This is a genomic window from Streptomyces sp. NPDC033216 (assembly GCF_055577115.1).
Genome location: NZ_JBVIQK010000027.1, coordinates 23,415 through 48,536, shown reverse-complemented (window position 1 = coordinate 48,536; position 25,122 = coordinate 23,415). Strand labels below are relative to the sequence as shown.

Genomic DNA, 25,122 nt, shown 5'->3' with positions numbered 1-25,122 from the left:
AACAAGCTATTCGGGTCCTTACCAACCGACCTGGATACGGAGGCAGTCGTGCCCCAACTGCTGCCGGACACCGGACCGCAACGCGTCTTAGCCGCGTCGAACTTCGTCTACACCATCGGCAGCGGCCTCTATCTGACGGCAGGCGTCCTCTACTTCACCCAGGCCGCCCACTTGCCTGCCGGCCAGGTGGGCCTCGGACTCGGGATCGCGGGATCCATCTCGCTGGCCTTGGGGATCGCGGTTGGCCACCTCGCGGACAGGCATGGAGCCCGCGGCGTCTATGCGGCCACCCTGGTTGTCCAGGCTCTGGCCACGGCCGGCTTCGTGTTGGTGGACAGCTTCTGGCCGTTCGTCCTTGTGGTCTGCGCAGCCGCCGGGGCGAAGGCAGCCGGGATAGCCGCCCGCTCTCCGCTCATCAGGCACTACGGCGGAGATCGGCCGCAGGAGTTCCGGGCCTATCTCCGCGCGGTCACCAACGTCGGCATCTCCCTCGGCGCCTTGGGAGCAGGATGGGTCGTGCAAGTGGGCACCCTCAACGCCTACCAGCTCATGGTCATCGGCAATGCGATCGCCTTCGTCGTCTCGGCGACCCTCCTGGTCTCCCTCCCGTCGGTCAAGCCGCTCCCCAGCACCGACGGCCCTCGCTGGATGGCCCTGCAAGACCGCCCCTACCTACTGCTCACCACCCTCGACGGCATCATGGCCATCCAGTTCAAGGTCCTCACCGTCGCCATCCCGCTCTGGATCGTCGGCGCCACGACCGCCCCACATTGGCTCATCTCGGGCACCATGCTCACCGGAACCGTCATCGTCGTCGCATTCCAAGTCAGGGCCAGCCGCAACATCGACTCCCCCACAGCCGGTGGAAAGGCCTACGGCCGAGCAGGAATCGCCTTCCTCATCGCGTGCTTGATGATCTCGGTGTCAGGAGGAATACCGGCATGGGCTGCCGCAACGCTGCTCATCGGCGCAGTGGTGATCCACACAGTCGGCGAGCTATGGCATTCCGCCGCCGGATTCGAGGTGTCCTTCGCCCTCGCTCCACCGCACGCCACCGGTCAGTACCTCGGCGTGTTCGGTCTCGGCGCCGGGCTGGCGGAGGCCGTCGGGCCCGGACTGCTCATCTGGCTCTGCATCACCTGGGGGCGGCCTGGGTGGTATGTCGTGGGAGCCATGCTCGCGCTGACGGGACTGGCAGCACCACTCGCGGTCCGCTGGGCGCAAAGTCTCCAGAACGCTCATCAGGCCCACCTCCAAGCCACCAGAGATGCCTTTGCGGCCTGAATCACCACGCCCCCACAGAGCCAGTCTCGAATGATCGGACCCTACGAAACCGCGACCCATCGGGAAGAGCGGCCAAGGCCATGCGTTCGGCAACGCAGCAGCGCCACGACCGCGTACACAACGAAGGCCAGAGACCGCGAGCGCCGGGTGTGGACTTCGACGACCAGGTGCCGGGTCCAACTGAGCTACGAGCCCCGGGTGCTTCTGACATCCTCGGCTGACATCAACGACGCTGGACGGTGGCGGACATCAGCATCTCTGACCGGCCCTCGTACCAGTCGACGACACCAGCGGAGCGGGCCGGGATCGAACCTTTAGCAGCGGTGCTCTGAGAAATGTGCCGTACTCGACGCGTGCGGTCGCTGTCATCATCATTGGATGGCAGGCAGGCAGCTTCCGGCAGGTTGGACCCTGGAAGAGATCCGTAAGGTCTCCGGCGACTGGGAGGCCACGTCTCTCGACACCGATCGAGTCGTGACCGGATGGCCGGCACAAGGTGAGCGGCTCCACCCCGAGATCGTCTTGGGGTTCCACGGGCTCTGCCTGGTGAACACCGTGAACGATGGCAACTGGTACATGGGCAGTCAGAGCCCGCGCGCTCCATATGAGCATCCCCACATGCCCACCAGACCGCTGCCAGGGGTACCCTTCCCGTCCATTCAAAGACCCCCTGGAGCTCCCTGTGCACGACATTGCCTCCTTGTTGCCGGGGCCGCTGTACTTGTTTTGCATCCTGCTGCTCGCTTGGGAGCTTGGTCGTAGGCCCACTGGGCGGAACGTCAGGAAGCTGCCGGTCTTCGCTGCGGTGGTGGCTTTGGCGCTCGCCAGGCTGCTAGGCGCCTAGAGACGCCACATCGACGTGCCCCTCGGGTGCCCGTTCGATCGGGAAACAGCGGAGAGCCGCGGTCACTGACGGACAACGCTCACGTGTACGGCCCCTGACCGAGTTACCTGGTCAGGGGCCGTACACCTGCGGAGGTGGTGAACTTCGAATTCCGGTGAACATCGCTGCCACGACGGTTTTTCAAAATCGCTCAGTCGCGAACCAGAGATATCGGTGCGTCCCACTCTGAACGACCTGGCACAACTCCCGAGCCTGGTCTACCCATGTACCACCGTAGGCTTCGGGAAGGCGATTGAGCTCCGCCAACAGCAACGGCACCTGCCTCTCGTTGAAGACGGCATCCCCATTGGGACTCCAGGCCCACAGCATCGGGAAGTTCACTGGCCGCAGCTGCATGAGGTGCTGCTGGCCGAGCTGCGGGCGGCGGGCCTGGTGGACATGGACGACGCCGCCCGGGAACGGAGGTTTGTCCGCTCTGGGCGCTTCCCTGTTTCGGGTGGGATGTCGCAAATGGCCGACCTGGACAAGGGGGAGCGCGAGCGCCTGTGACGTTGAGAGATGGAGCGGGAATTCGAGGGTTCCTATAATGTGCACCGGCCCCATCAGGGCATCGCGAACGCCCGCCCGTTGCCCTCGCCGATCGCCGATCCGGATTAGACATCCTGCCTCAAGGTACGCCGACGCGATCGCCTCGGCCGCCTTCTCCACGAGTACGAGCATGTCGCCTGAGCTGACCGGACGAGGATTTCGGCACGGGCAACGTCATGCCGTCAGGGGATCAGCTCGACTCACGGACCACGAGTTCGTTCGGCATGATCACCGGGCTGGTGGGGCCGCCGTCGATGAGGCTGAGGAGGAGGTGGACGGCGGTGGTCGCCTGGTCGGCCATCGGGCTGCGCACCGAGGTGAGCGTGGGGGTGGTGTAGGAGGCGGCTTCTATGTCGTCGAAACCGACGACGGCGACGTCTTCGGGGACGCGTCGTCCCGCTTGGTGGAGTGTGCGCAGGGCGCCGATCGCCATCAGGTCGTTGGCGGCGAACACGGCATCGAGGTCGGGGTCGTCCTCCAGGAGTTGGCGCATGGCTGCGGCGCCGGAGAGCCTGGTGAAGTCCCCCAGCGCCACGATGGAACGTCGGCCGGTGTCGCGTAGCGTGTCGCGGTATCCGTCGAGACGTTCGCGGGCCTCGTAGAGTTCGAGCGGTCCGGTGATGGTGGCGATACGGCGGCGGTCGCGCTCCAGGAGGTGACGCACGGCCAGTGCTGCTCCGCCGGCATTGTCCAGGGCTACGTACGGGACGTCCTGTGCGGAGGTCCGATTGAAGGAGACGACCGGCAGGCCCTGTCTGGCCAGTGCGGCGGGCAGCGGGTCTGTGCCGTGCAGAGCGACGAGCAGCACGCCGTCCACGTGCCCGCCGGCGACGTATTGCTCCACTCTCGTTCGGCTCTGGTCCGATTCGGCGAGCATCAGCACCAGCCGCTTCCCGGCGGTCTCGAGCTCCCTGCTGACGGCACGGACCACGGCGGAGAAGAGAGGGTCGTCGGAGACGACTCCCTGGGGCGGGTCGGAGACGACCACGGCAAGGGTGTCCGTACGACGGGTGACGAGGTTGCGTGCCGCCCCATTGGGCACGTAACCCAGTTCGTGTACGGCTTGCATGACGACGTCTCGGATTTGGGGGGCGACCGTCGTCTCGCCGTTGATGACGCGGGAGACGCTGGACTTGGACACGCCCGCCCGGGCGGCGACCACTTCAAGAGTAGGGCGCTTCATACCTGTCCGTCCCCAGCGCCGCCGCCCGGGTCACTGCTCGGGGAGGGGTTTCTCATCAGGGCGACCTCCGGCTCTGCGTCATAGCGATGCGAGCAGCGTATCCGCAGGCGGGGGCGACGTGAGCGTGCCAGGACCTCAACTCCGTTTGCGTGGCGCCTGTGTCGTCCACCTGCCGTGAGGGCCGCGAGAAATCGCTCCCCGGAGGTGACACGCCGGTTTCGGCGCCGTTTTTCCTAGGTGACAGGGCCCTTGACAGCCGTGACCGACCCCTCCATTCTCCGATGAGGGAGCGCTCCCTCACCCCACCTCCGCCCGAGGAGTCGCCCGTGCAAACGCTATTGCGTCACTTCGGCTTACTTCTGGCCGTCGCGTCCTCATTGCTCGCCTTCGTCGTCCTGCCGGCTCCCGCCGCTCAGGCGGCGGACGTGTTGCTTTCCCAGGGAAAGCCCGCCACCGCCTCGAGCACGGAGGGCGTCTTCAGTGCTCGCAGCGCCGTCGACGGCGACGTCGGCACCAGGTGGTCCAGCGCGTTCGCGGATCCCCAGTGGATCCAGGTCGACCTCGGAACCACGGCCCAGATCAGCCGTGTCGCGCTCACCTGGGAAACCGCGTACGGCAAGGCGTTCAGGATCGAGGTGTCGAACGACGCCGCGAGGTGGACCGTCGTTCACGAGACGGCCACGGGTACCGGCGGCGCCCAAAACCTGACTGTCGCCGGAACGGGCCGCTACGTACGCATGTACGGCACCCAGCGCGCCACTCCCTACGGGTACTCCCTGTGGGAGTTTCAGGTGTTCGGCGCCTTCGGTTCCGGCGACCCGGGCGGTGACACCGACAAGCTGCTCTCCTACGGCAGGACAGGAGCGGCCTCTTCGTCACAGACCGACTCGAACTGCTGGGAGTGCTCGCCCGCCAGGGCTTTCGATCGCGATCCGGCCTCACGCTGGGCGACGAGTCCCACCACGGGTTGGACGGATCCGGGCTGGATCTCCGTCGACCTCGGCGCGACGGCGCAGATCGACAAGGTCGTACTGCAGTGGGATCCCGCCTATGCCAAGTCTTTCCAGCTCCAGGTCTCGCCGAACGGGGCCGACTGGACGCCTATCTACTCGACGACGGCCGGCACAGGGTTCAAGCAGACGCTGATCGTCTCCGGCATCGGCCGCTATGTCCGCATGTACGGCACCGAGCGCGCCACCCCGTACGGCTACTCGCTGTGGGAGTTCCTGGTGTACGGCACCGGCGGCGACCCCATACCGGCCCCGCCCCTGCCGAGCGACCCCTCGAACTCACCTCGGCTGGTGTGGAGCGACGAGTTCGACGGCACCGCCAACAGCAGGCCCGATGCCTCGAAGTGGAGGTCGGACCCCGGTACCGGACCCAACAACGAGTTGGAGTACTACACCGAGCGCAACGCCGCCCTGGACGGGTCCGGGCACCTGGTGATGGAAGCACGCAAGGAAGCCACCGCCGGATCGTCGTGCCCGCGTGATCCGCTGAGCGGGAGCGGTACGTGCCAGTACACGTCGGCGCGGATGAACACGGGTGCGACGTTCCAGTTCACCTACGGGCGTGTCGAGGCACGCATCAAGGTGCCCAAAGGCAACGGCCTGTGGCCCGCGTTCTGGATGATGGGCGCCGACTTCCTCACAGGCCGACCGTGGCCGTACAACGGCGAGGTCGACATCGTGGAAGTCCTCGGCAAGGACGTGAAGACCGCGTACTCGACCGTCCACGCACCGGCCTACAACGGCGGAGGCGGGATCGGAGCGCCGTACACGCTGCCTGGGAACGCCGACTTCTCCGATGACTTCCACACCTGGGCCGCCGACTGGAACAGCAAGGGCATCACCTACAGCCTGGATGGCCGGACCGTGTTCTCCCTCGACAAGGACGAGGTGGAGCGAACCCGCGGACCGTGGATCTTCGACCACCCGCACTACATGATCCTCAACCTGGCGGTGGGAGGGGACTGGCCGGGCCCGACAGACGCCGGCACGCCCTTCCCCTCGAAGATGCTCGTCGACTACGTGCGGGTCTATCAGTAGTCGCTCCGGGCTCCGCGAAGCTCCCGCGCTGCTCTGCCGTCTCCTCGGGGCGGCCCGGGAGCTTCCGCCGCACACCGATGGCACGATCCTCCGGTCTGCTGCCCTGCCCCTTTCTTATGGCTGTGCTCGCAAGGAGTCGGCCGTTCCCCCCTCGATCCGACGCACGTGAGGAAGTGACATGCGTAGATACCCCATCTCTCTGTACACGCTGTGTGCGGGCGCTTTAGCGGTCGTGCTGGCCGCCGCCCTGAGTCTGACGGTCTCGGCTCAGCAGGCGCGGGCCGTCACGGTCACCGTCCAGGCCGAGTCCTACGCGGCCCAGTCGGGCGTCGTCTTGGAGGCGACCGGGGACACCGGTGGCGGTCAGAACGCGGCGTTCCTCGCCGACGGCGACTGGATGCGTTTCGACAACGTCGATCTCGGTGCGGCCAGTCGCCTGACGGTGTCCGCCCGGATCGCTTCCGCCACCGGCTCGGGCACGGTGGAGTTGCGCACCGGCAGCCTGACTGGTCCGCTGCTCGCAGTCGTGCAGACGTCCCCGACCGGGGGCTGGCAGAGCTGGGTGACCCGGGCGACTGACGTCGCCACCCACCCCACCGGGATGCAGACCGTGTTCGCCGTGCTGCGCGGCGCGACCAGCGGCGACTTCCTCAACATCAACTGGTTCTCCTTCGTCGGCGAGGGGGACGGCACAGCGACCGGATGGGTCCCTGTCGACCAGGCCAAGTGGAACGCCCAGCTGACACAGTTCCGTGCGATGACTCCGGCCGTAGTGCCCGCCGGGGCGGTCCGTGTTCCGGAGTTCAACGCCACCTGCACCTACAGTCACTCCAAGCCGGACGACCCCATCGTCCTGCCGGGCCTTCCCGGTGCGTCCCACATGCACAGCTTCTTCGGCAACAAGAGCACAGACGCGTTCTCCACCACCCAATCGCTGCTGGCCAGTGCACCGACCACCTGCGCCCCCGCCAAGGACTTCTCGGCGTACTGGATTCCTACCCTCTACGAAGGAGACAGGGCCGTCGAGGCCGAGGGCATGATCGTCTACTACGGTTCGCGGCTGCCCGATCCGTCGGCAACGGTGCCCTTCCCCGAGGGATTCCGCATGATCGCGGGCAATGCCAAGGCACAGACGCCCACACCCGCGGGATCGCCCGGCCAGTTCTGGTGCGCCGGCGAGGGCGGGGAGATCGGCCGCAGCGCCGACGGCAACTGGCCGGTCTGCGCCCCGAAGGCCCACCTCACCCACCAACTCGTCTTCCCCGACTGCTGGGACGGCAAGAACCTGGACAGTCCCGACCACAAGTCACACGTCGCGTTCACCTACGACGGCAAGTGCAGCGGCGCCTACCCCGTCGCCATCCCGAACGTCTCCTTCGTCGTCAGCTACCCCACCAGCGGCAGCGCGGCAGGCTTCCGGCTGGCCTCGGGCATGGCATCGTCCATCCACGGCGATTTCTTCAACGCCTGGGACAACGCCGCTCTCGGGCAGCGTGTGAAGGACTGCATCACCCAGAAGGCCAAGTGCAACTCCGCCGGCACCTTCTGACCCTGCGGTCGGCATGGGCCGTGGCCACGGCGCTGCTGGCTGTCGGCTGCACCACGCAGCCGACAGCCGGCACGTCGCCGGAGGCCACCGGCGCATCGCCGGCAGCTGCCGGTGCATCCCCGAAGGCCGGTGCATCGACGTCGGTAGCCTTCAACGCCACCGACACCGCATGGATTCAGCTGATGATCCCCATGGACGAGCGTGCGCAACTCCTGACCGATCTGGCACCTTCACGCAAGACAGACCCGGCCCTGACGGCGCTGGCGGCCAAGACCGGATCGAGACTGCGCGAAGACCTGCGCCGCCTGCGCGCTTTGCTGCACCTCTCAGGCGTCCCCGACACCCGCCCGCACGAGGGGCACGACATGCCGGGCATGGTCAGCCTCACCACCATCGAGAAGGCAAGCGCCGCGACGGGTCACGAGTTCGACGAGATTCTCACCGAGGCGCTGCGGGCCCACTTGTCCCAGTCTCGAATGCTCTGCGCCAGCGAACGCACCCACGGCCAAGCCGACATGGCGAAAGAACTGGCCACGACCATCGCGACGAACACAGCCGAACAGATCACCTGGCTGGACAGGCTGCGCCCGGCGCAACCTGAGCCGGACGGCACCACGGCGGCGACCCGGCCGTAGGCGCGCAGGCGGTGCAGGGACCCGACGCCAGCGCAACCATGCCGTGCACGCAGACGCGTCGGACGGGGTGAGAGGAACCTCGGCAGTACCGACGACATCGACCAGGCCCGCTTCGGAGAAGTGCCACAGACCACGCCCACCCACGTCGAACGACAGGTGACCTCGCGCAGCACCAGCTCGCGGGCTGATATGCCGGTGGCTACCGATGTGAACTGTCCGGGGAGGCTGGACAATGATGTGCTGGTCAGGAAGATCGGCTGGCTCGTTCGGACGCTGACAGGAGCCGAGCCGTGCGGGGCGCCCCTCCGCAACTCCGGAACGGCATCAAGCTGGTTACCTGACCGCGACCCCGCGCGTCCTCGCAGCTCCCCGCCCGCAGAAGGGCACGGACGGCCACGCGGTTGCGCTCGTCGCCGTCGAACAGCCGCACCACCACGGACAGAGCGGCGGACGAGAGCATCGCGGCGCCCACCCCCTGGGCGATCCGGGCGCCGCGCAGCAGCGGTGCGCCGGTGGCGAGCCCGACAGCACGCGACGCAGCGGTGAACGCGGCGCGCCCTGCCAGGACGATCCGCTTGGCACCGAACAGGTCTGCGGCCCGGCCGCCCAGCAGCATCAGACTCCCGAACGTGAGGGCGTACCCGCTGACCACCCAGGTCAGTGCCGCGCGGTTCAGGTCCAGTCCGCCCGGTTGGCGGGCCCCTTCCTGGTGGCGGTGGCTCCTACACCGCCGCGGCCCTGGTGCTGCTGATCTGGCTGCGCCCGGACCAGCTGCTCCTGGCACCGCCCCGGGAACCCCGCGGTGCCGTGGCCGAGCCCGGCACCGAGTCCCTTGGCCCGGTACTCCGTACGCCCGACGTCATCACCGGCGCCACCGTGATGATCACCGCTCAGCTGGTGCTGATCGCCGCGATGACCATGGCTCCCGTCCATGACCGGCCACGGCCAGGCGACGCAGGCTGTGGGACTGGTCATCGCCCTGCACGTGGGCGCGACGTTCCTGCCGTCGCCGCTGAGCGGCCTGCTCCCGGACCGGATCGGCGGGCGGCGGGTCGCTTCCGCGGCCGGTGCCGTCCTGCTGGCCGCCGGCCTGTCCGCGGCTCTCGCCCCGCCGACCTCCGTCGCGCCGCTAATCTGCGCGCTCATACTTCTCGGCGACGGCTGGAATCTGGCCCTGCTTGGCGGCACGGCCCTGATCACGGACGCCGCCCCCGCCGAAAACCGCGCCGCGGTACAGGGCCTGGCGGACGTGGAGTTGTCCGTGACCGGCGCGACTGGTGTTCGGGGCGGCCTTGATGTACTTGCGGCCGATGTGGGAGATGTCCCGACGCGGGTCTCGTGGGAGTCGTGGAACAGGCACAGCAGCGCGACCCGGGCCGGGTCGGCGCCCTCCATCATGGCGAGCACCGAGCCGATCACCCCGACCCGGAAGGAGTGCTCGGCGACGGACTCCGGGGCCTTGTTGCCGGTGAACCACCAGCCGGTCCGTGCGACGCGCTTGAGCACGCCCATCTCGGAGATGAGGCTCGCGGTGCCTCTGGTGGGGCGGCCATGCGGTCCTCCGTACGTCAGGGTTGTGATCGAGAACGTAATGGACGCGGGTGAGCTCGCGCCGCGATCTTTCAAGACCGCCAAGAACACCGTCGAGCGCCCCCTGCATCTGGGCGCGGCCTCGTCTGGCAAGGCACAAAGTGCCGAGCTCAAACCGCGCATCATCAGGTGATCTCTCGCCTTGCCGCTCGGCACGACGAGATCGAGCGTCTGCGCAGGCAAGTCACCGACAACGGCGTCGTACGACGGCTGCCAGCAGCCACGAACCACATCGCGCCCTTCGGCTCGTGTAGTTAGGGCCGGTCGCCGTCCATGACACAAGACCGGTTCACCGCTTCACTCGAAACCTCGGCGGTTGCGGTTCAGGACCCGGGCGAGGCGGTGGCGGCTCAGCTCGAAGCCAGGTCTATTCCCGGTCGCGCCGTCGGCGGGCGGCGCGACCGGGACGCGGCTCAGCTGATCGGGCCGAAGATCTCGGTGCGGTCGAAGTCGGCGTCCATGCCGTCCAACACCGCTCCCAGTTGCTTCTCCTCGTACTTGAAGTGCGTCTCCATGACCGCCTCGATCCCGTCCAGGTGGCGGTGCGCCACCTCCGGGTCGGTCGAGTCGGCCACCGCCTTCTGCAATCCACCGATGAGGTGCTCGATCATGTTGTGGTCCTGAGTCAGCTTCGCGACCACCGGCGCCAGGTCGGGTCGCGCCCGTACCAGTTCCGGGAACAGCGAACCGTCCTCGGCGCGATGGTGGCCGGACAGGGCAGCGCAGAACCCGTGGCAGAACAACAGCAGGTCGGTGGCGGCGTCAGCGGGGTCGCCGCCGTCCAGTCCCGCCCGCGCCAGCGCCAACGCATTTCGCAGCCTGCCGTGCACCCGCTGCAGTTCCCCGCCCCAGGCGGTGACGCGGTCAGTCGGCAAGAACGCCCTCCCGTCGCAGCCAGGCCGCGCACGCGGTCGTCCAGGACGCGGTGTGCGGCTCGCGCGCAATGAACTTATGCGGCTCGCCGCCGTATTCCACGCCGTCGGCCAGGCCGATACCGTGGCTGCCGCCCGGGTAGACGTGCAACTCCACCGGTACCGCGGCCGCCGCCAGCGCCCGGGTCCACTCCAGGGCGTTGGGCAGGCCCGGCGGGTCCTGAGCGGTGGCCCATACGAAGGTCGGACACACCGACGCGTCCACATGCTTGGCCGGAGACAGCTCGTCCTTGATGGGCAGCAGGTCGCCGAGCAGGTTCTCGACCACCGACGGCGGCAGCAGGTCGAGGTCGGCCAGCGCATAGGCCAGGATCGCGAAGTCCGGTCGGGGCGGGTCGGCGACGCCCTCCTCGATGGACAGGACCCGGCCGGTCATGAGCAGGCCGGCGAGTTGGCCGCCCGCACTTGATCCGATGACGCCGACTCGGCCGACGTCGAGGCCGTGGTCGCCGTTGCGGATGTGGTCCAACCCGGCCCGGGCGTCTTCGAGCGGGGCCGGGAACCGGTCCGGCAGCAGCCGGTAGGACAGGACGAAGGCGTGGATGCCGAGGCCGAACAGCCAGCGCGCGTAGCCTTCGCCCTCGTGCGGTGGAAGTTCCCGGAAGCCGCCGCCGGGCAGGACGAGGACGGCGGGTCGGGAGCCGAAGAACCGGTCCTCGGCGGGGTAAAGCGTGATCCTCTGTGAAATTGGGGTGGGAATGGCCGGAGCCACCTTTCGATACGACGCCTCCATGCCTGACGATTCATCCGTCACCGGCACGCGACGCTGCCTGAAACTATAACCGCCAAGGCCAGAAGGGCGGTTGCGTCGCACTGCCGCAATGGCGTCAGGGTGAGCACGCAGTCTCCGAGGACCGCGAGTCGGCGTCATCGCCTCACACTGCGTTCTCGGCAACGTCAAGCGCCTTGCGCATGCCGCCTTCTCTCAAGCAGCCGCGCGGCGGCCCTTCCGACTGGGATGCTGGTTACTCGTAACACCCGCGAAAGGCACACACTGATGCACCCAGCGCGTCACAGGCCGGGGCGCCGGCCCTCCGGAATGCGACACAACCTGCGGGGGACACGGTGTCTGCAACGACTGACCCGGCCCTGCTGCCGCTGTGGTTGCTGTCCGTCTTGCCGGTGGGGGCGGCCGCCGTGCACAGCGCTCGAGCCCGCTTCCACTCCTTCAAGTGATGGAACGCGCTGCAACGCCGCGTTCGCGTGTTCTCCTGGCTGCTGCTCGACGTGGACGCGGCCGCGGAGCTGCGCTCTGACCCGGCCCAGGACGCCCTGCTCAACGAGCACCGCCGCCTGACCGTCAAGATCACCGATGAGGGCATGCCTACGAACGCCGCCCGATCGCGGTGACCAGCAACATCGACCCGTCAGGTTTCGACACGATCATGCCCGTAGCGCCGTGGTCACGGCGGTGTTCCGGCAACAGCGCCCGTTCGACCGCACAGTTCACCGCACCAGGGGCACACAACACCGCGTCCGCCAGCTCGAACAGTTCATCGCCCCGCGCGGTCAAGCAGGCGTGCAACTCGTCCCGAAAGCGAGACGCTTCCGCGAATGCTTCTCTCACAGCGGCGTTAGGCAGCAGACTCACCCCACGGCCTTCGCTGTGGTCACGTGCACCTTGGTCGGAGCACATGATCAGACGAAGGCCGCCCCAGCGTCCTGTGAATGCCCAGCTGAGCTACCCAGTTCGGATGCCGATTGAAGTCAGTCAGGCAGCGCAACGCCTCAGTGCCCTGCTACCCGTCATTGCTGCGGCTTCAGCGCGTCGGCAAGGCGGCACGTGGTGGACAGCCCGTACCGCAAGGACACGCCGTAAGTCGCTGATGCCGCTCGTCCCAGCCTCGCCTGCGGAAATGAGTACCCGGGGGGACGACAGCTGCACTGAGAACGATCTGCGGAGCGTGGGCCGCAGCCGCCCGTCCTGTCTGAAAAGCGGCCTTCCGCCAGACCGTACGACGACAAGCCGGGCACAGCACGCTGCGCCCGGCCGAACGGGGTGTCAGCCGCCCGCCAGGGGAAATCGTGCTCCGGCCCGGACGGACGCGTCCGTGGCCAGTAAGCCCGGTTCTGAGTCGGGAGGACAGGCGGTCAGGGACTGAAGCCTTCAGACGCTGACCGGAGCGTCGCTGTAGACCTGCAGCTCAGAGCCGGGACACATATCAGAACAGGGACTCAAGCTCGCAACAGGGAGGCACATGTGGGCATGTGGCCGTCGGCGCGTTCACCTGCTGGTTCCACGCGAGCGGTCTCCAACCCACCTCTATGGTGGCGGCCTTCACGCAAACGGTTGGACCACCGGCTTGGCGCCGGAGTCGTGGACCATTTCAGCAGGCTGGGTGAGGAAGCCGCACGGAGTAAGACGCCCCTGGATACGGCCTCAGGGCTACCAGCCGTACTGGCGACAAGGGGCGCGGACGAGCCGGGGGCGCCCCCACCCGCATCGGATGGGGGCGCCCCCGACTCGTCCGCGCGCACCTGCGTTCATTCCTCCTCGACGCCCAACAGCTCCAAGAAGGCCGCGGCCGCCGGAGTGCGGCTCTCCCGACCCCAGACCACGAACTCGGCGCGTGCTGGCGCGTCCGTGACCTCGATCGTGACCATCCCGGTCATGCCCCCGACGTACGCGGGCGGCAGTAGGGCCACGCCCAGGCCCGCGCCGACCAGACGGGCCAGGTAGTCCGCGTTGGTCACCTCGAAGGCGACCTCGCGAGTGAGGCCGGCGGCGGTGAAGGCCAGATCGGACTGGGCCCTGCCGGCGGTCTTCGCCGGGAGGTCCACGAACACCTCGGAGGACAAACGACGGAGGTCGACCGAGGTCTCGCCGGCGAGCGGGTGGTCCGGGGCGACCACGGCGACCAGCCGCTCCCGGGCCAGTTCCCGGGCCATGACGCCCCGCGGTCGGGCCGTGACCGGGATGCCGAGAAAGGCCACCTCGATCTCGCCCTGCCTGACCCGCTCGACGAGCTCGTCGCTCGCTCCCACACTGAGACTGATCCGGGCCTTCGGATGACGCTGGTGGAAGTCCTTCAGGACGGCGGGAATGTCCACGGCGGCGACAGTGGGGATCAGCCCCACCGCGAGGCGTCCGCGTACCTCCCCGACGGACGCCGCGACTTCGGCGGCGGCCCGCTCCGCCGCGTCCAGGCACTGGCGGGCGGAGGGCAGGAAGGCCGCGCCCGCCGGGGTCAACCGGACTCGGCGGCTGGTGCGTTCGAAGAGCCGCGCACCCAGTTCCTTCTCCAGGCGCGCGATCTGGTGGCTGAGCGCGGACTGGACCACGAGGCAGCGTTGGGCAGCCCTCGTGAAGCTGTTCGTCTCGGCCACGGCGATCACGTACCGCATCTGCTGGAGCTCCATGGATCCATCGTGATTCGAGATCGATCACGTGACAAGCATGTGTTGGACTCATTGGTACCCCCGGCGCGAGGCTTGTGAGGACCGCACACAGCAGGAACGTTTTCGGAGCAACTCTGCCGAGCGGGCCCGCGATCGGGCCCCTCCGGCATGCCCTAAGCCGCTCCTGCGCCGCCCTCTTCCCTACCTCCGCACCTGGGCCACACCGCCGAGGCATGCCTGCGCGCGGCCTCGCGCCCGTGACACCGAAAGGACGAGCGACCGCCATGAGCACCACGCCACCGCGTTCCGAGACAACCGTCGCCGACATCTGGGTGGACCCCCGCTGCCCCTGGGCGTGGATCACCTCACGCTGGATGCTGGAGGTGGAGCAGGTCAGACCACTGGAAACTCGTTTCCACATCATGAGCCTGTCGGTCCTCAACGAGGGCCGCGAGGTCCCGGAGAAGTACCGCCAGGGCATGATCGACGGCTGGGCATGCGTGCGCGTGTGTGTCGCGGCACAGCAGCGGCACGGCAACGAGACGCTGCGCCCCCTCTACAACGCCATGGGACGTCTGATCCACCACGAGAAGGTCGGGATCGGCCACGACATGATCCGCGCCGCCCTGGAGGAGGCGGTTCTGCCCGCCGACCTGATCGAGGCCGCGGAGGACACCTCCTGGGACGAGCCGCTGCGGGCCGAGCACCACCAGGGGATGGACCCTGTCGGTTCCGAGGTCGGCACCCCCGTGATCCACGTGCCCGGACCGGAGCGGAAGCCGCTGGCGTTCTTTGGCCCCGTTCTCACCCCTGCCCCCCGTGGCGAGGCCGCGGGAACGCTCTGGGACGGCGTGCTGGCCGTGGCGAGCATCGACGGTTTCTTCGAGCTGAAGCGCGGCCGCGACCGCGCCCCGATCTTCGACTGAGCCGGCCGGACGGATGTCGCGAACCACATTGTTCCCGCGGGATTTGAGGCAAGATGAAGAACAGACAGAAGGTAATGACGGCGGCCCTGACCGGCCTGGCTCCGGCGGTCTGGGGCAGCACCTACCTGGTGACCACCGAGCTGCTGCCCCCGGACCGGCCGCTTCTGGCGACAACCATGCGGGCCCTGCCCGGCGGCCTGGTCCTGCTGGCCCTCGGCCTGAAGCTTCCCGTCGGCATCTGGTGGTGGCGCGCGCTGGTGCTGGGCATTCTGAACATCGGCGCCTTCAACTTCCTGCTCTTCTTCGCCGCCTACCGGTTGCCGGGCGGCATCGCCGCCATGATCATGTCGGCGCAGCCCATGTTCGTCGTGATCCTCGCCGCCCTCTTCCTCGCTGAGAGGGTCAGAGCCATCCACGCCCTGGCCTGCGCAATGGGCACCGGGGGCGTGGTGTTGCTTGTCTTCAGGGGTACGGCGTCGCTCGACACCATCGGAGTCCTCGCCTCAGTCGGCGGAGCGCTGTGCATGGCCTCGGGCATCACACTGACCAAGCGGTGGGGCCGGCCGGAGGGCGTGGGTCTGCTCACGTTCACCGGGTGGCAACTCACGGCGGGCGGTCTGGTCCTGCTGCCGTTCTGGCTGTGGCTGGAAGACCTGCCGAACGGTCTCACCGGCTCCAACGTCATCGGGTTCGCCTATCTCATCATCCTGGGCGCGGTCCTGAGCTACATCGTCTGGTTCCGAGGCATCGAACGCCTGCCAGCCGTGGCGGTCTCCTTCCTGGCGCTGGGCAGCCCGGTCGTGGCGACCCTGCTGGGTTACCTCTTCAAGGACCAGACGCTGTCCGCCCTCCAAATTGTCGGCATGGTCGTCATCTTCCTGGCGGTTGTGCTCGGCCAGCCGCGCCCACCCAAAACGAAGTCCGAGGAGGCCCGCTCGGCTCCACCCCGCACCCTCGTCTCGCACCTCCCCGACCAACCCGCTTTGCAACAGGAACGCAGCGGATAACGGCGGGGCAGCGGGTCCTGTGGTCACTGACTGCTGCCCCGAACTGTGGGTGTTGGCCTTGTACATGTCTCTTGTCGCGGCTTCGAGCTCGTTGACGAGTTTCGCGGCCGGGGCTCGGCGGACGATACGGCCCCTTTCCCGGCCGCGGCGGCGCTCCCCCGTCGATGGGCCTGGGGGCACGAACGCCAAGCGCCCCGAACTCAAGCGGCCCGGGGCGCGCCCTTGGTGCACAGGCCGGATGCGGTCGTACGGCGGCGTGTGCAGGGCCGCTTCGAGGAGCCCAGTGGCGAAGGTGCCGCGCTCGCGGCGGTCGACGCGGAGCATGACGGGTGCGAGGGAGGCTAGTTCCTCGGGGGTGAGGGTGGGAAGGTCGCTCTGCACGTGCTTCGGGGCACGGTTCTGTACGGGGATGACCCAGTTCGCGCACTGGATCACGATCAGCGGGAGCAGGATGGAGCCTTCCGGGACTTGGGCGAGGGCGGTCTCGCGGACGCGGCCGTCGGCGTCGCACCGGGCGCGATCACGGAGGCGATGGGCAGCCCGGCGAAAGCCGTGGGAAGTGGACGATGAACTCTGGGCGGTGATCGAACCGCTCCTGCCGAAGGTGGAGCGTCGAGTTCGTCATCCAGGGCGGAGGCGGCATCCGGACCGGTTGGTGTTCCAGGGCATCCTGTTCGTGCTCCACACAGGGATCGCGTGGGAGCACCTCCCGCAGGAAATGGGCTTCGGATCGGGATGACCTGCTGGCGGCGCCTGGCCGAGTGGACTGAGGCCGGCGTCTGGCCTCGGCTGCACGAGACCCTTCTGGCCCGGCTCCGCGGGGCCGACGCCCTGGGCTTCTCGCGGGCCGTGGTCGACGGCTCCCACATACGCGCGTTACTTGTACCGCGGTTCGCCCGTCTGAGCGTCGACGTAGAACGACGGCTTGGTGCCCTCGATGTTGCACAGGTGCACGTACGAGCCCTGCTTCTTGGTGAAGGTCTGCACGCAGTTCTTGCCGTCCGGGGTGTCGGCGGAGGTGCCGCCCGGGATGGCGACGGCTGGGTTCAGGCCGCCTTCGCTCTTGGCCATGCCGCCGCTGTTGTAGCTGGATGCGAACGCGAACTCGTCGCAGTTCGGCTTGTCGGTCGCATCTACCAGAGCGGACGGTTCATGGTTTGCCTTGGCCCAGCTGCCAGGGCAGACGCGGCCTCGGTTCGTGCTGTTCTGGTTCTTGTCTCCCACGTAGTACAGCAGCTCAGACCTTCGCTTCTGCCAGTAGCCCTTGGGTCACTGGCAATCGACTACCTGCACGCCGCCGGGAACGTGAACCTGGCTTCTGGATGCCCCCAGAGTCCATGGCGCTTACCGAACCTTGCCTATGCCCAGCGTGTTCTCGGTCGGCAGCAGCCCCGAGCCCAGCACCTCCACCCACAGAGGGCCGGCCAACTCGGCCAGCCGCGCGGTTCCTTCTGCCCCGAGGGCCCGCCAGGGGGCCGCAGCCAGTTCGTCAGTGGTCCGCTCCACCTCCACGCGCAGGGCGCGCCCCGCCTCAGTGGCCACGCCGTTACGGTCCAACAGGCTCCGTTCGACAAGCCGTTCGCGCGCGGCGGCCCACTCCCCGTCGCTCCACCCCCGGCTGCGGAATGTCTCGGCGGATGCCGCACCGACACCGGCGAAACCGACGAGCGCCTCGACCGGGTCCAGCCCGGCGGCGAGCAGCGCCGCGACGTGGCCGTCACCGCGGTGTTCGCGCAGGACCGTCGCGGCCTGCCACAGCACAAGATGCGGGGCGTCGGGCCAGGGCAGCGCGGCATTGGCCGCGGCGAGCGGCCGGCCCGCCGTGTTCGCCGCATCGGCGGCGCGGCTGGCGAGGGCGGCGGCCTCGGCGATCGCCGGCCCGTCGACCCGCTCTCCGAAAAGCGCGCGGTACGTGCCGTCCATCCCGCGCAACCGGGCCGCCAGGACCTCTGCCGGCTCCGCGATGCCCCAGCCGTCCGGAACGTACCGGGCGACCATGCGCGGGCTGAAGCTGTAGAAGGATGCGGTGACGACCTCGGCGCTCACGGCCCCCAGCGGAGCCGGACGCCAGGCGAAATAACTTGGCCAGCGGACGTCCGTCCCGTATCCGAGCTTCGCCGCTTCCGCTAAAACCTCCGGCGCATAGTAGACGACCGCATGCAGCGGCTCCAGCAGATGCCACATCTGCCGCACACGTCCCGGCTCCACCGCTTCCCCGACCCCGGCCACAGTCATGGATCCACCTCCAGATATCTAGACACCGACTAGATTCCCTCTCCCTGTCCAACTTGTCAACGCCTAGATTCCGCGTAATCTGCTGGCCATGAGCAGCCGCGACACGTACCACCACGGCGACCTGCGACGGGCGCTCCTCACCGCCGCGCTCGACGTCATCCGCACCGAGGGTCCCGGGGCCCTGTCCCTGCGCGACCTCGCCCGCCGAGCTGGAGTTTCCCACGCCGCCCCCGCCCACCACTTCAAGGACCGGACCGGACTGCTGACCGCGATCGCCACCGAGGGACACGACCTGCTGACGGCGGCGCTCTCGGAGTCAACGGACCTGCGCGACGCGGGTGTGCGCTACGTCCGTTTCGCGGTCGCGCATCCGGCGCACTTCCAGGTCATGTTCCGTCCCGACCTGCTCCGCCCTGACGACCCGCACCTCATGGCCGCCAAGGCCCGGTCGTACGGCCAACTGCGCGCCGGTGTGGCCGCACTACCGGGCGACCGCACCACCGATCCCGACCTGGTCGGCATCGCCGCCTGGTCCGCCGCCCACGGCTTCGCCACCCTTCTCCTGACCCACAACCTCGACCGAGCGCTGGGCGGACGGGGACCCGAGGACGCCTTCCGGGCGCTGGCTGGAGCCCTGTTCGACAGCGGCGCCTGACCCCCGCTGCCGCAACCGGGCCCGATGTGCAGGGGGTCGATACTGACGGCCGGCCCGAACGCCACCACGTCGATCGCCTTCGCCGTCGGCAATGGCATCTTGTCGAGCTCCTCATCGGTGACCTCGACGATGGTGCCCCTCGAGACCTCACAGCCGCGCCCCATCTCGCTCTGGTCGAGCACCTGCCCGTCGAGCTCGCGCAGCGGATTCGGCCCATGTTTGCCTGGTGGGACTGGTGGAGGCTGATGTTGTGGTTCTCGGTGGCCGGCAGGACCTTGACAGGAATCATGACCGGCCCGCTGTCACCCGCACCCGATGGTAACGTCTGTTACCATGCTGGTATGGCGAAGACACAGCTCGGCGCGCGAGTGGATGAAGACGTCGCGGAACTCGCGAAGAAACGCGCCGCCGACCTTGGACTGAGCATCGGCGACTACCTCGCCCGGCTCGTACAGGACGACGCTAGCGGCCTGCGCGCCCGCGCGGTCGACGCAGCCGCCCGCTTCCTGGCCGAACACCAGAGCGTCTTCGACGAAGCCGAGGACGCCCAGCAGGCACCGCGGGGAGCACGCGCGGCCTGATGGATCTGAACATCGACGTGCCCTGGATCCTGCAGGTTGCCGAGGCGGCCGGAGCGAACGATCCGGCACCTGACGACTACGGCGTTCCCATCTCGGCGGTGGCCCGCCACCGGGCCGAGCTGTTCGAGCAGGCCGTCTACGACGGCCCCTACGCCAAGGCTGCCGCCCTGGTGCATACCCTGGGCCGGTGCCGCTGGCTGGAGCGCTCCAACCTCGCCGTCGCCGCAGCCACCGGAGTGATGTACCTCGAGGCCGCCGGAATCACGGTCAAACCCGCCCGCGAGGACGCCGTCGCCCTCAAGAACCTGCTCCTGGAGCCGGCCTGCACCGCTGGGAAGATCGCCGCCCTGCTGCGGGCATGGCCCACCACCACCTGAACCGACTCGGTGCCCCCCCGCACAGTGGGGCGGGCTCGCTGCGGCGCGGAGTCGCTGCGGACGTGGGTCCGCAAGGGCGAGGCCCAGACGGTGCCCGAGGGCCGCGCCGGAAGCGTCAGTGCGGCAGAGGAACTGGGCCGGCTGCGGGCTGAGAAAGCCAGACTGCTCAAAGCACGGTCCGGGCCCTCAAGGGGGGCTCACACCGGACCTTCGCCGGTCGACCGCGCCCGCCCGGGAAGCAAGCACCACCTGATCACCGACCGGAACGGGACACCCCTTGCGGTGTCCTTGACGGCTGGAAACCGCCACGACGTCATGCAGCTGATACCTCTTCTGCACGCGATCCCGCACATCCGCGGGATCCGCGGCCGTCCCCGTCACCGGCCCAAGCGTCTGTTCGCCGACCGGGGCTACGGCTACGACAAGTACCGCCGCCTGGTCCGGGCCCGTGGCATCATCCCCAAGATCGCCCGCAAGGGCATCACCCACGGCTCTGAGCTGGGGAAGACCCGCTGGGTCCTCGAGTGAACGTTTGCCTGGCTCCACCAGTTCAAACGGCTACGGACCCGCTAGGAGATACGGGCCGATCTCCACCTCGGCCTCCTCCACCTCGGCCTCCTCCAACTCGCTTGCAGCCTCGTCTGCTTGCGACGCCTCCGAGCGTCACTCTGAAACGATCAGCAAGGGGAGACGAGGCCGTGGCCCGGCGGTCGGCGGTGCTGTCGCTGCTGTCACTGGCAGGCAGGCTCGGACGCGACAACCGCTGACTGTCGGCCTTGAGTACGGTACGGGCCTGTGTGGTGTTGCGCCTGGATGCCTCGGACAAGACTGAGGCTGGCGCCCGGACAAAAAAATTGACCCATGATCTAGACATCAGAATGAACTCTGAAGTGGGTCTCTTGCTGGCATAGATTGATCAGCACAAGGCCCCGGGAGACGCCCGAAGCCGCAGCTCAGCACAGGGAGTACGACTATGAACGCCGCCGACACCGCGCCACTGACACCGGTTCTGACTCGCGCCGCTACCGCCGAGACGACGAGTGACCCGAGCAGTGTCATGACGCTGCTGGCCGACTGCGGCACGGATGGCAGCTCGCTCACCAGCTATCGCTCGCAGTTCGCCAAGGGCGCTGTGGGTGCCCCGGCGCACTTTCACACCCGTGCCTCGGAGCTGTTCTTCGTCATCGGTGGCTCTCTTCAGGTGCTTATCGACGACGAGGTGAAAGTCCTGGATGAGGGCGACCTTCTGCTCGTACCGCCGCACACTCCGCATGCTTTCGCGGCGGCTCCCGGTGCCGAGGCCGACGTGTTGTTCGTCTTCACGCCCGGCATGCCGCGCTTCGACTACCTTCGGCTGCGCGGCCGGGTGATGCGCGGTGAGGCTAGCCCGCAGGAAATTGCCGAGTCTTCCGAGCACTTCGACAACCACTACGTGGACAGCCCGATATGGCGCGCCGCTCTGGAAGCCGCACACTGATCAGGCGGCCAACGCTCCGCCGAGAGACAGCCTTCGCAGGTGAGGTGATCTTGCTCGTCAGTCCGCCGCAGGACCGTCCGAGCGCCGGGCTGCGGTGCCCCCTTTTTTTGGGCGCCGGCCGCGTGCTGGCGGGCCCGGGTGATTCTGGAGTCGACCGACACAGTGACCGACACAGTGACCGATCCAGTGCCTGGATCTGCGCCTTCTCGTCGACGCATAGCACCACCCGGCTTCTCCGGCGGGTGGTGGTACAGTCCGATGATGTCGGCGACGAACTGCGGGTCGGCGGAGAGCTTGAAGGCGTCCTGCAGGTGCGGCTGAGGTCGAACCTCTTCCAGATCCGCCCCATCGTCGACTTCGACAGCCCGGTGTGGGCCGCGATCGATGCCCGTGACCAGTGCGTGTCTTTGCCCGGAATGGAATCCCACGTCGCCACGATGACGTCCTCAACCTGGTCGAGCAGGATGGCGGAGGCCGCCCCACCCGTCGCTCGTCCGCCAGGCCCTCCAGTCGGCGGGCAACGAATCGCGAGCGCCAGCGGTTCACCGACTGCCCGCTGACGCCGAGTTAGGCGGCGACCTGCTTGTTCGTTCGCCCTCCGCACACGCCAGCACGATCCTCGCGCGCAGCGCGAGGTACTGCGCGGTCTTCGCACGCCTGGCCCAGCGCATCAGCTGGGCTCGCTCGTCCTGGCTGAGCATCAGCTCGGGCTTCGCCGCGGCGTGCACACCTCAGTGAAGGCCCTGGAGGAAGACATCAGGGCCTGGATCCATGCCTGGAACGAGAATCCACGGCTCTTCACCTGGACGAAGACCGCCGACGAGAGCCTCAACTCCCTCGCTGATTCCCTCAAGGAGATCACCCCGCCCAACCCCGGTACCGCGTCGCCAATTTCGCCCCTCATTTCCGGCGCATCACACTAGGAGGCCACCCAGTCGAGCAGCGCCTGCGGCCTTCGCACGGGGCGTCGGTGAGGGACTCATACGTCTTGTCACCCACCCGCCCACCCAGAAGAGCGCCTCGACCTGGATGACGACCGAGTCGGCCCGGTTGGCCTGGGTCACGGTGGGCCGGTCCGCATAGCGGTCAGACTGCGGCTGTGCTCCGCTGAATTTGCAAGCCTGGTAACACAGTCTGCCAATTGGCCGGCCAGGATTGCGCAGGCGGCGGCTTGCCTCCTCCGGCGCCTCGCACACCACTGGGGCGCTTCTCAGGGGCGGTGGCAGCCCATGAGCCATGCCTGGGTAGGGTCACCGTTCGTGACGAAGATCAAGTTCGCCCGGACGGCGACCACGACAGCAGCCACCCTCGCCCTCCTCGGTGCCACAGCGCCGGCGCCCGCGCTCGCGGACGGCGGCACGCCCACCCCTGCGGTGACGACCGGCGCCCTGTTCAACGACCCCACCAGCCCCGACCCCGCACGGACCGACGCGATACCCACGCACCTCGCCCGGCTCATCGACGGCGCGGTTCCCGGGTCGGACATCATGATCTCCACGTACGTGTTCGGTTCCAAATGGGTGGTGGAGCGGCTGAACGCGGCGCACCTGCGCGGCGTGAACGTTCAGGTGATCCTTGACAGCGAGACCCGCAGGCACTGGGAGGGCGGTCCGGTGTACGACATGCTCGTCGCCGGGCTCGCGAAGAAGCCGGCCGGCTCGGGTGATTCCTGGGTGCGGCTGTGCGCCGACAAGCAGGCGTGCCTGGCGAAGGACCCGGACCCGGCGGACGGCTGGCCCAGCGTCAACCACAATAAGTTCTACCTTTTCTCACGGACCAAGGGCAGCGCCACCGCCACCGTCCCGGTGGACAACGTGGTCGTGCAGTCCTCCGCGAACATGACCACCTGGGACCGGAAGAAGTCCTGGAACGACGCCCTGACGGTGGTCGGCAACCAGGCCCTGTACGGTGCCTACGCCGTCTACTTCAAACGTCAGGCCGAGGCGCAGGCGGACCCTTCCAAGCAAGTTTCCGACGTGCTGATGGACACCCAGGCGGGCCGGGCCAAGGCCTACTTCTTCCCACGGGCGACCACTGACGTCATCGTCAACATCCTCAGCACGGTGGACGACCCGGTAGACGGGAAGCCGACCTGCTACGGCAACGACACCGGCTACGGCACCGCCGACGGCCGCACGGTGATCCGTGTCGCAATGCACGGGATAACCCGGCCTGAAGTCGCGCAGAAGCTGTGGGACCTGGACGACGCGGGCTGCTACGTCGACATCGTGTACCGCGACCTCGACGCTTCGGGAACCGTCGTCGAGCAGATCCTCACCAAGCCCACCCGGTACGGCGGTGTCGGTCTGCACAAGCTGGACGACGCGGCGGGCGGCACGCACACCGCCACCCACACCAAGTACCTACTCATCGAGGGCACCTACAAGGGCAAAAAGAACCAGAAGATAGTCTTCACCGGCAGCCACCCCTATACCAAGTCGGGCCTGACCGGAAACGACGAAGCCCTCCTGAAGTGGGACGACTCCACGGATCCTGAGCACCCCAGCGCCTCCGTGTACGACGCCTACCGGGAGAACTTCCGCACCCAGCGCGCCGTCGCCGACGCGCAGAACACGCAGCCGCAACCGTAAGGTGACGGCGGGCGCACGGCGTCATTGCACGCGGCGGTCAAGCGACGGCCAGAGTCTTTGGGGGGTTTGGAACTCCTAACGAAATGATCTTCGAGGTGGTTGGATCACTCCGAGACTGGTGATCTTGGGGTGCGGGTGGCTCGGCCGAAGCCGTGGGAAGTCGACGACGAACTGTGGGCGGTGATCGAGCCGCTGCTGCCAAAGGTCGAGCGTCGGATCCGGCATCCGGGTCGCAAGCGGCATCCGGACCGGCTGGTGTTCCAGGGCATCCTGTTCGTCCTGCACACCGTGATCTCCTGGGAACACCTGCCGCAGGAACTTGGCTTCGGCTCGGGCATGACCTGCTGGCGCCGCCTGGCCGAGTGGACCGAGGCCGGCGTATGGCCCCGGTTGCACGAGGTCCTCCTCGCCGAACTCTGCGGCGCGAACGCCCTGGACTTCTCCCGGGCGGCGGTCGACGGCTCCCACATCCGCGCGTTGAAAGGGGAGCCAGAACCGGACGAAGACCCGTCGACCGGGGCAGGACGGGCAGCAAGCATCACCTGATCACCGACGCCACGGGCATTCCGCTCGCCGCGACCCTGACCGGTGGCAACCGCAACGACGTCACCCAGCTGATCCCGCTCCTCCAGGCCGTACCGCCCGTGCGGGACAGGCGCGGCCGGCCCCGGCGCCGCCCTGATGTGGTGCTGGCCGACCGCGGCTACGACCATGACCAGTACCGCCGCCTGGTCTGGGACCTCTGTGTGAAGCCGCAGATCGCCCCGCCGCGGGACCGAGCACGGCTCCGGCCTGGGCACCCAACGCTGGGTCGTCGAGCGAGCGTTCGCCCGCCTGCACTGGTTCCGCCGCCTGCGCATCCGCTGGAAGGAGCGGTGCGAAGGCCTGCTGTTCGTCGAAATGCTGCTGGGTCTTGAGACAGTGAGGTCTTTCAGCGTTGCCTCTCCAGGGTGAGGACAGCTTTGGCGATGACGGCCATGCGGTGCGGGCTGATGCGGGATCTGCGGAAGATCTGCCAGGACTTCAGCCATGCCATGCCGCGTTCGACCGGTGCCCGGGCTGCGGCCAGGCCCGGTTGGCGGTGCGCTGGGTGAGGGTGAGCTCGCCGCCCGGTGGCCGCTTGAGTCCGGTGGTGACCCAGGGGCCGGCGCCCTGGTAGGCGCGGTCGGCGAGGATCGGGACGCCCTGACGCTCGCAGATCCGGATGATGCGGTGGGCGCGGGCCGCGGTCAGGTCGTGGGCCGGGGCCGAGGTGATCGTGCTTGGTGCGCCGTCGCAGAC

At 68.1% G+C, this 25,122-nt stretch carries 19 protein-coding genes and 9 pseudogenes; 16 read left to right on the top strand and 12 right to left on the bottom strand.

What is annotated here, in order from left to right; all coding sequences use genetic code 11:
• Positions 1-48 precede the first annotated feature (48 nt).
• On the top strand, positions 49-1,284 hold the full coding sequence (locus ACZ5Y0_RS32140; RefSeq protein WP_469132186.1) for an MFS transporter: 1,236 nt from the start codon (positions 49-51) through the stop codon (positions 1,282-1,284).
• 1,622 nt (positions 1,285-2,906) lie between these two features.
• Here ACZ5Y0_RS32140 and ACZ5Y0_RS32135 read toward each other — a convergent pair.
• The gene (locus tag ACZ5Y0_RS32135; RefSeq protein WP_469132185.1) at positions 2,907-3,899 is read right to left on the bottom strand and encodes a LacI family DNA-binding transcriptional regulator; all 993 of its coding nucleotides are present in this window, start codon (positions 3,897-3,899) and stop codon (positions 2,907-2,909) included.
• A 326-nt stretch (positions 3,900-4,225) separates the two neighbouring features.
• On the opposite strand from ACZ5Y0_RS32135, the gene ACZ5Y0_RS32130 reads away from it, so the two are divergent.
• From ACZ5Y0_RS32130 to ACZ5Y0_RS32120, 3 genes are all read left to right on the top strand, one after another.
• Complete coding sequence (locus ACZ5Y0_RS32130) at positions 4,226-5,947, top strand: discoidin domain-containing protein (RefSeq protein WP_469132184.1); 1,722 nt, start codon at positions 4,226-4,228, stop codon at positions 5,945-5,947.
• Positions 5,948-6,125: 178 nt separating this feature from the next.
• Entirely contained in the window at positions 6,126-7,496 is a 1,371-nt protein-coding gene (locus tag ACZ5Y0_RS32125) for a DUF1996 domain-containing protein (RefSeq protein ID WP_469132183.1), read from the top strand.
• Between the two features lie 20 nt (positions 7,497-7,516).
• On the top strand, positions 7,517-8,131 hold the full coding sequence (locus ACZ5Y0_RS32120; RefSeq protein WP_469132182.1) for a DUF305 domain-containing protein: 615 nt from the start codon (positions 7,517-7,519) through the stop codon (positions 8,129-8,131).
• A gap of 397 nt (positions 8,132-8,528) precedes the next feature.
• On the opposite strand, the pseudogene ACZ5Y0_RS32115 reads toward ACZ5Y0_RS32120, so the two are convergent.
• Positions 8,529-8,813: pseudogene (locus ACZ5Y0_RS32115) on the bottom strand (MFS transporter); the annotation flags it as partial.
• 597 nt (positions 8,814-9,410) lie between these two features.
• Positions 9,411-9,643: pseudogene (locus ACZ5Y0_RS32110) on the bottom strand (HD domain-containing protein); the annotation flags it as partial.
• 64 nt (positions 9,644-9,707) lie between these two features.
• Between ACZ5Y0_RS32110 and ACZ5Y0_RS32105 the strand changes: the two are divergent.
• Positions 9,708-9,854, top strand: a complete 147-nt coding sequence (locus ACZ5Y0_RS32105; protein ID WP_469132181.1) for a hypothetical protein — start codon at positions 9,708-9,710, stop codon at positions 9,852-9,854.
• Positions 9,855-10,134: 280 nt separating this feature from the next.
• Here the strand turns inward: ACZ5Y0_RS32105 and ACZ5Y0_RS32100 are convergent, their stop codons facing one another.
• Positions 10,135-10,596, bottom strand: coding sequence for a hemerythrin domain-containing protein (locus tag ACZ5Y0_RS32100; RefSeq protein WP_467517790.1), 462 nt, complete (start codon positions 10,594-10,596; stop codon positions 10,135-10,137).
• The gene (locus ACZ5Y0_RS32095; RefSeq protein WP_469132180.1) at positions 10,586-11,365 is read right to left on the bottom strand and encodes an alpha/beta hydrolase; all 780 of its coding nucleotides are present in this window, start codon (positions 11,363-11,365) and stop codon (positions 10,586-10,588) included. The genes ACZ5Y0_RS32100 and ACZ5Y0_RS32095 overlap by 11 nt, the downstream gene beginning before the upstream one ends.
• A gap of 491 nt (positions 11,366-11,856) precedes the next feature.
• Between ACZ5Y0_RS32095 and ACZ5Y0_RS32090 the strand changes: the two genes are divergently transcribed.
• The gene (locus ACZ5Y0_RS32090; protein WP_469132179.1) at positions 11,857-12,003 is read left to right on the top strand and encodes a hypothetical protein; all 147 of its coding nucleotides are present in this window, start codon (positions 11,857-11,859) and stop codon (positions 12,001-12,003) included.
• 43 nt (positions 12,004-12,046) lie between these two features.
• On the opposite strand, the pseudogene ACZ5Y0_RS32085 reads toward ACZ5Y0_RS32090, so the two are convergent.
• Positions 12,047-12,244 (bottom strand): annotated as a pseudogene (locus ACZ5Y0_RS32085) (NF041680 family putative transposase); the annotation flags it as partial.
• 893 nt (positions 12,245-13,137) lie between these two features.
• Entirely contained in the window at positions 13,138-14,013 is an 876-nt protein-coding gene (locus ACZ5Y0_RS32080) for a LysR family transcriptional regulator (RefSeq protein ID WP_469132178.1), read from the bottom strand.
• A 263-nt stretch (positions 14,014-14,276) separates the two neighbouring features.
• On the opposite strand from ACZ5Y0_RS32080, the gene ACZ5Y0_RS32075 reads away from it, so the two are divergent.
• From ACZ5Y0_RS32075 to ACZ5Y0_RS32065, 3 genes and pseudogenes are all read left to right on the top strand, one after another.
• Positions 14,277-14,918, top strand: a complete 642-nt coding sequence (locus ACZ5Y0_RS32075; RefSeq protein ID WP_469132177.1) for a mycothiol-dependent nitroreductase Rv2466c family protein — start codon at positions 14,277-14,279, stop codon at positions 14,916-14,918.
• Between the two features lie 53 nt (positions 14,919-14,971).
• Positions 14,972-15,925, top strand: a complete 954-nt coding sequence (locus tag ACZ5Y0_RS32070; protein WP_469132176.1) for an EamA family transporter — start codon at positions 14,972-14,974, stop codon at positions 15,923-15,925.
• A gap of 559 nt (positions 15,926-16,484) precedes the next feature.
• Positions 16,485-16,804 (top strand): annotated as a pseudogene (locus ACZ5Y0_RS32065) (transposase); the annotation flags it as partial.
• On the opposite strand, the gene ACZ5Y0_RS32060 reads toward ACZ5Y0_RS32065, so the two are convergent.
• Complete coding sequence (locus ACZ5Y0_RS32060; protein WP_469132175.1) at positions 16,802-16,996, bottom strand: hypothetical protein; 195 nt, start codon at positions 16,994-16,996, stop codon at positions 16,802-16,804. The pseudogene ACZ5Y0_RS32065 and the gene ACZ5Y0_RS32060 overlap by 3 nt on opposite strands.
• Before the next feature lie 273 nt (positions 16,997-17,269).
• The gene (locus ACZ5Y0_RS32055) at positions 17,270-18,160 is read right to left on the bottom strand and encodes an SCO6745 family protein (RefSeq protein ID WP_469132174.1); all 891 of its coding nucleotides are present in this window, start codon (positions 18,158-18,160) and stop codon (positions 17,270-17,272) included.
• Positions 18,161-18,248: 88 nt separating this feature from the next.
• Here ACZ5Y0_RS32055 and ACZ5Y0_RS32050 point away from each other — a divergent pair, with 88 nt between their 5' ends.
• Positions 18,249-18,815: a TetR/AcrR family transcriptional regulator gene (locus tag ACZ5Y0_RS32050; RefSeq protein WP_469132173.1), complete on the top strand. Its 567-nt coding sequence runs from the start codon at positions 18,249-18,251 to the stop codon at positions 18,813-18,815.
• A gap of 83 nt (positions 18,816-18,898) precedes the next feature.
• On the opposite strand, the pseudogene ACZ5Y0_RS32045 reads toward ACZ5Y0_RS32050, so the two are convergent.
• Positions 18,899-18,979 (bottom strand): annotated as a pseudogene (locus ACZ5Y0_RS32045) (hypothetical protein); the annotation flags it as partial.
• A 177-nt stretch (positions 18,980-19,156) separates the two neighbouring features.
• Here ACZ5Y0_RS32045 and ACZ5Y0_RS32040 point away from each other — a divergent pair.
• The 4 genes and pseudogenes from ACZ5Y0_RS32040 to ACZ5Y0_RS32025 all read left to right on the top strand — a co-directional run bounded on the left by ACZ5Y0_RS32040 (position 19,157) and on the right by ACZ5Y0_RS32025 (position 21,250).
• The gene (locus tag ACZ5Y0_RS32040; protein ID WP_360333506.1) at positions 19,157-19,396 is read left to right on the top strand and encodes a hypothetical protein; all 240 of its coding nucleotides are present in this window, start codon (positions 19,157-19,159) and stop codon (positions 19,394-19,396) included.
• On the top strand, positions 19,396-19,773 hold the full coding sequence (locus ACZ5Y0_RS32035) for a fic family toxin-antitoxin system, toxin component (protein ID WP_467517766.1): 378 nt from the start codon (positions 19,396-19,398) through the stop codon (positions 19,771-19,773). The genes ACZ5Y0_RS32040 and ACZ5Y0_RS32035 overlap by 1 nt, the downstream gene beginning before the upstream one ends.
• 54 nt (positions 19,774-19,827) lie before the next feature.
• Positions 19,828-20,445 (top strand): annotated as a pseudogene (locus tag ACZ5Y0_RS32030) (IS5 family transposase); the annotation flags it as partial.
• Between the two features lie 301 nt (positions 20,446-20,746).
• Positions 20,747-21,250 (top strand): cupin domain-containing protein, encoded by a 504-nt coding sequence (locus ACZ5Y0_RS32025; protein ID WP_469132172.1) that lies wholly within the window; start codon positions 20,747-20,749, stop codon positions 21,248-21,250.
• A gap of 29 nt (positions 21,251-21,279) precedes the next feature.
• Here ACZ5Y0_RS32025 and ACZ5Y0_RS32020 read toward each other — a convergent pair.
• Positions 21,280-21,423 (bottom strand): annotated as a pseudogene (locus ACZ5Y0_RS32020) (IS5/IS1182 family transposase); the annotation flags it as partial.
• A gap of 1,086 nt (positions 21,424-22,509) precedes the next feature.
• Between ACZ5Y0_RS32020 and ACZ5Y0_RS32015 the strand changes: the two are divergent.
• Complete coding sequence (locus ACZ5Y0_RS32015) at positions 22,510-23,841, top strand: phospholipase D-like domain-containing protein (protein ID WP_469132171.1); 1,332 nt, start codon at positions 22,510-22,512, stop codon at positions 23,839-23,841.
• Between the two features lie 135 nt (positions 23,842-23,976).
• Positions 23,977-24,795 (top strand): annotated as a pseudogene (locus tag ACZ5Y0_RS32010) (IS5 family transposase).
• On the opposite strand, the pseudogene ACZ5Y0_RS32005 reads toward ACZ5Y0_RS32010, so the two are convergent.
• A pseudogene (locus ACZ5Y0_RS32005) lies at positions 24,773-25,080 on the bottom strand (transposase family protein); the annotation flags it as partial. The pseudogenes ACZ5Y0_RS32010 and ACZ5Y0_RS32005 sit on opposite strands and share 23 nt — an antisense overlap.
• Between the last annotated feature and the right edge of the window lie 42 nt (positions 25,081-25,122).

What these genes read in the sequence shown, in the direction of transcription:
- ACZ5Y0_RS32135 (WP_469132185.1), bottom strand. Translation starts at nt 3,899, where the DNA reads ATGAAGCGCCCTACTCTTGAAGTGGTCGCCGCCCGGGCGGGCGTGTCC.
- ACZ5Y0_RS32125 (WP_469132183.1), top strand. Translation starts at nt 6,126, where the DNA reads ATGCGTAGATACCCCATCTCTCTGTACACGCTGTGTGCGGGCGCTTTA.
- ACZ5Y0_RS32080 (WP_469132178.1), bottom strand. Translation starts at nt 14,013, where the DNA reads ATGGAGCTCCAGCAGATGCGGTACGTGATCGCCGTGGCCGAGACGAAC.
- ACZ5Y0_RS32075 (WP_469132177.1), top strand. Translation starts at nt 14,277, where the DNA reads ATGAGCACCACGCCACCGCGTTCCGAGACAACCGTCGCCGACATCTGG.
- ACZ5Y0_RS32070 (WP_469132176.1), top strand. Translation starts at nt 14,972, where the DNA reads ATGAAGAACAGACAGAAGGTAATGACGGCGGCCCTGACCGGCCTGGCT.
- ACZ5Y0_RS32060 (WP_469132175.1), bottom strand. Translation starts at nt 16,996, where the DNA reads ATGGCCAAGAGCGAAGGCGGCCTGAACCCAGCCGTCGCCATCCCGGGC.
- ACZ5Y0_RS32055 (WP_469132174.1), bottom strand. Translation starts at nt 18,160, where the DNA reads ATGACTGTGGCCGGGGTCGGGGAAGCGGTGGAGCCGGGACGTGTGCGG.
- ACZ5Y0_RS32050 (WP_469132173.1), top strand. Translation starts at nt 18,249, where the DNA reads ATGAGCAGCCGCGACACGTACCACCACGGCGACCTGCGACGGGCGCTC.
- ACZ5Y0_RS32040 (WP_360333506.1), top strand. Translation starts at nt 19,157, where the DNA reads ATGGCGAAGACACAGCTCGGCGCGCGAGTGGATGAAGACGTCGCGGAA.
- ACZ5Y0_RS32035 (WP_467517766.1), top strand. Translation starts at nt 19,396, where the DNA reads ATGGATCTGAACATCGACGTGCCCTGGATCCTGCAGGTTGCCGAGGCG.
- ACZ5Y0_RS32025 (WP_469132172.1), top strand. Translation starts at nt 20,747, where the DNA reads ATGAACGCCGCCGACACCGCGCCACTGACACCGGTTCTGACTCGCGCC.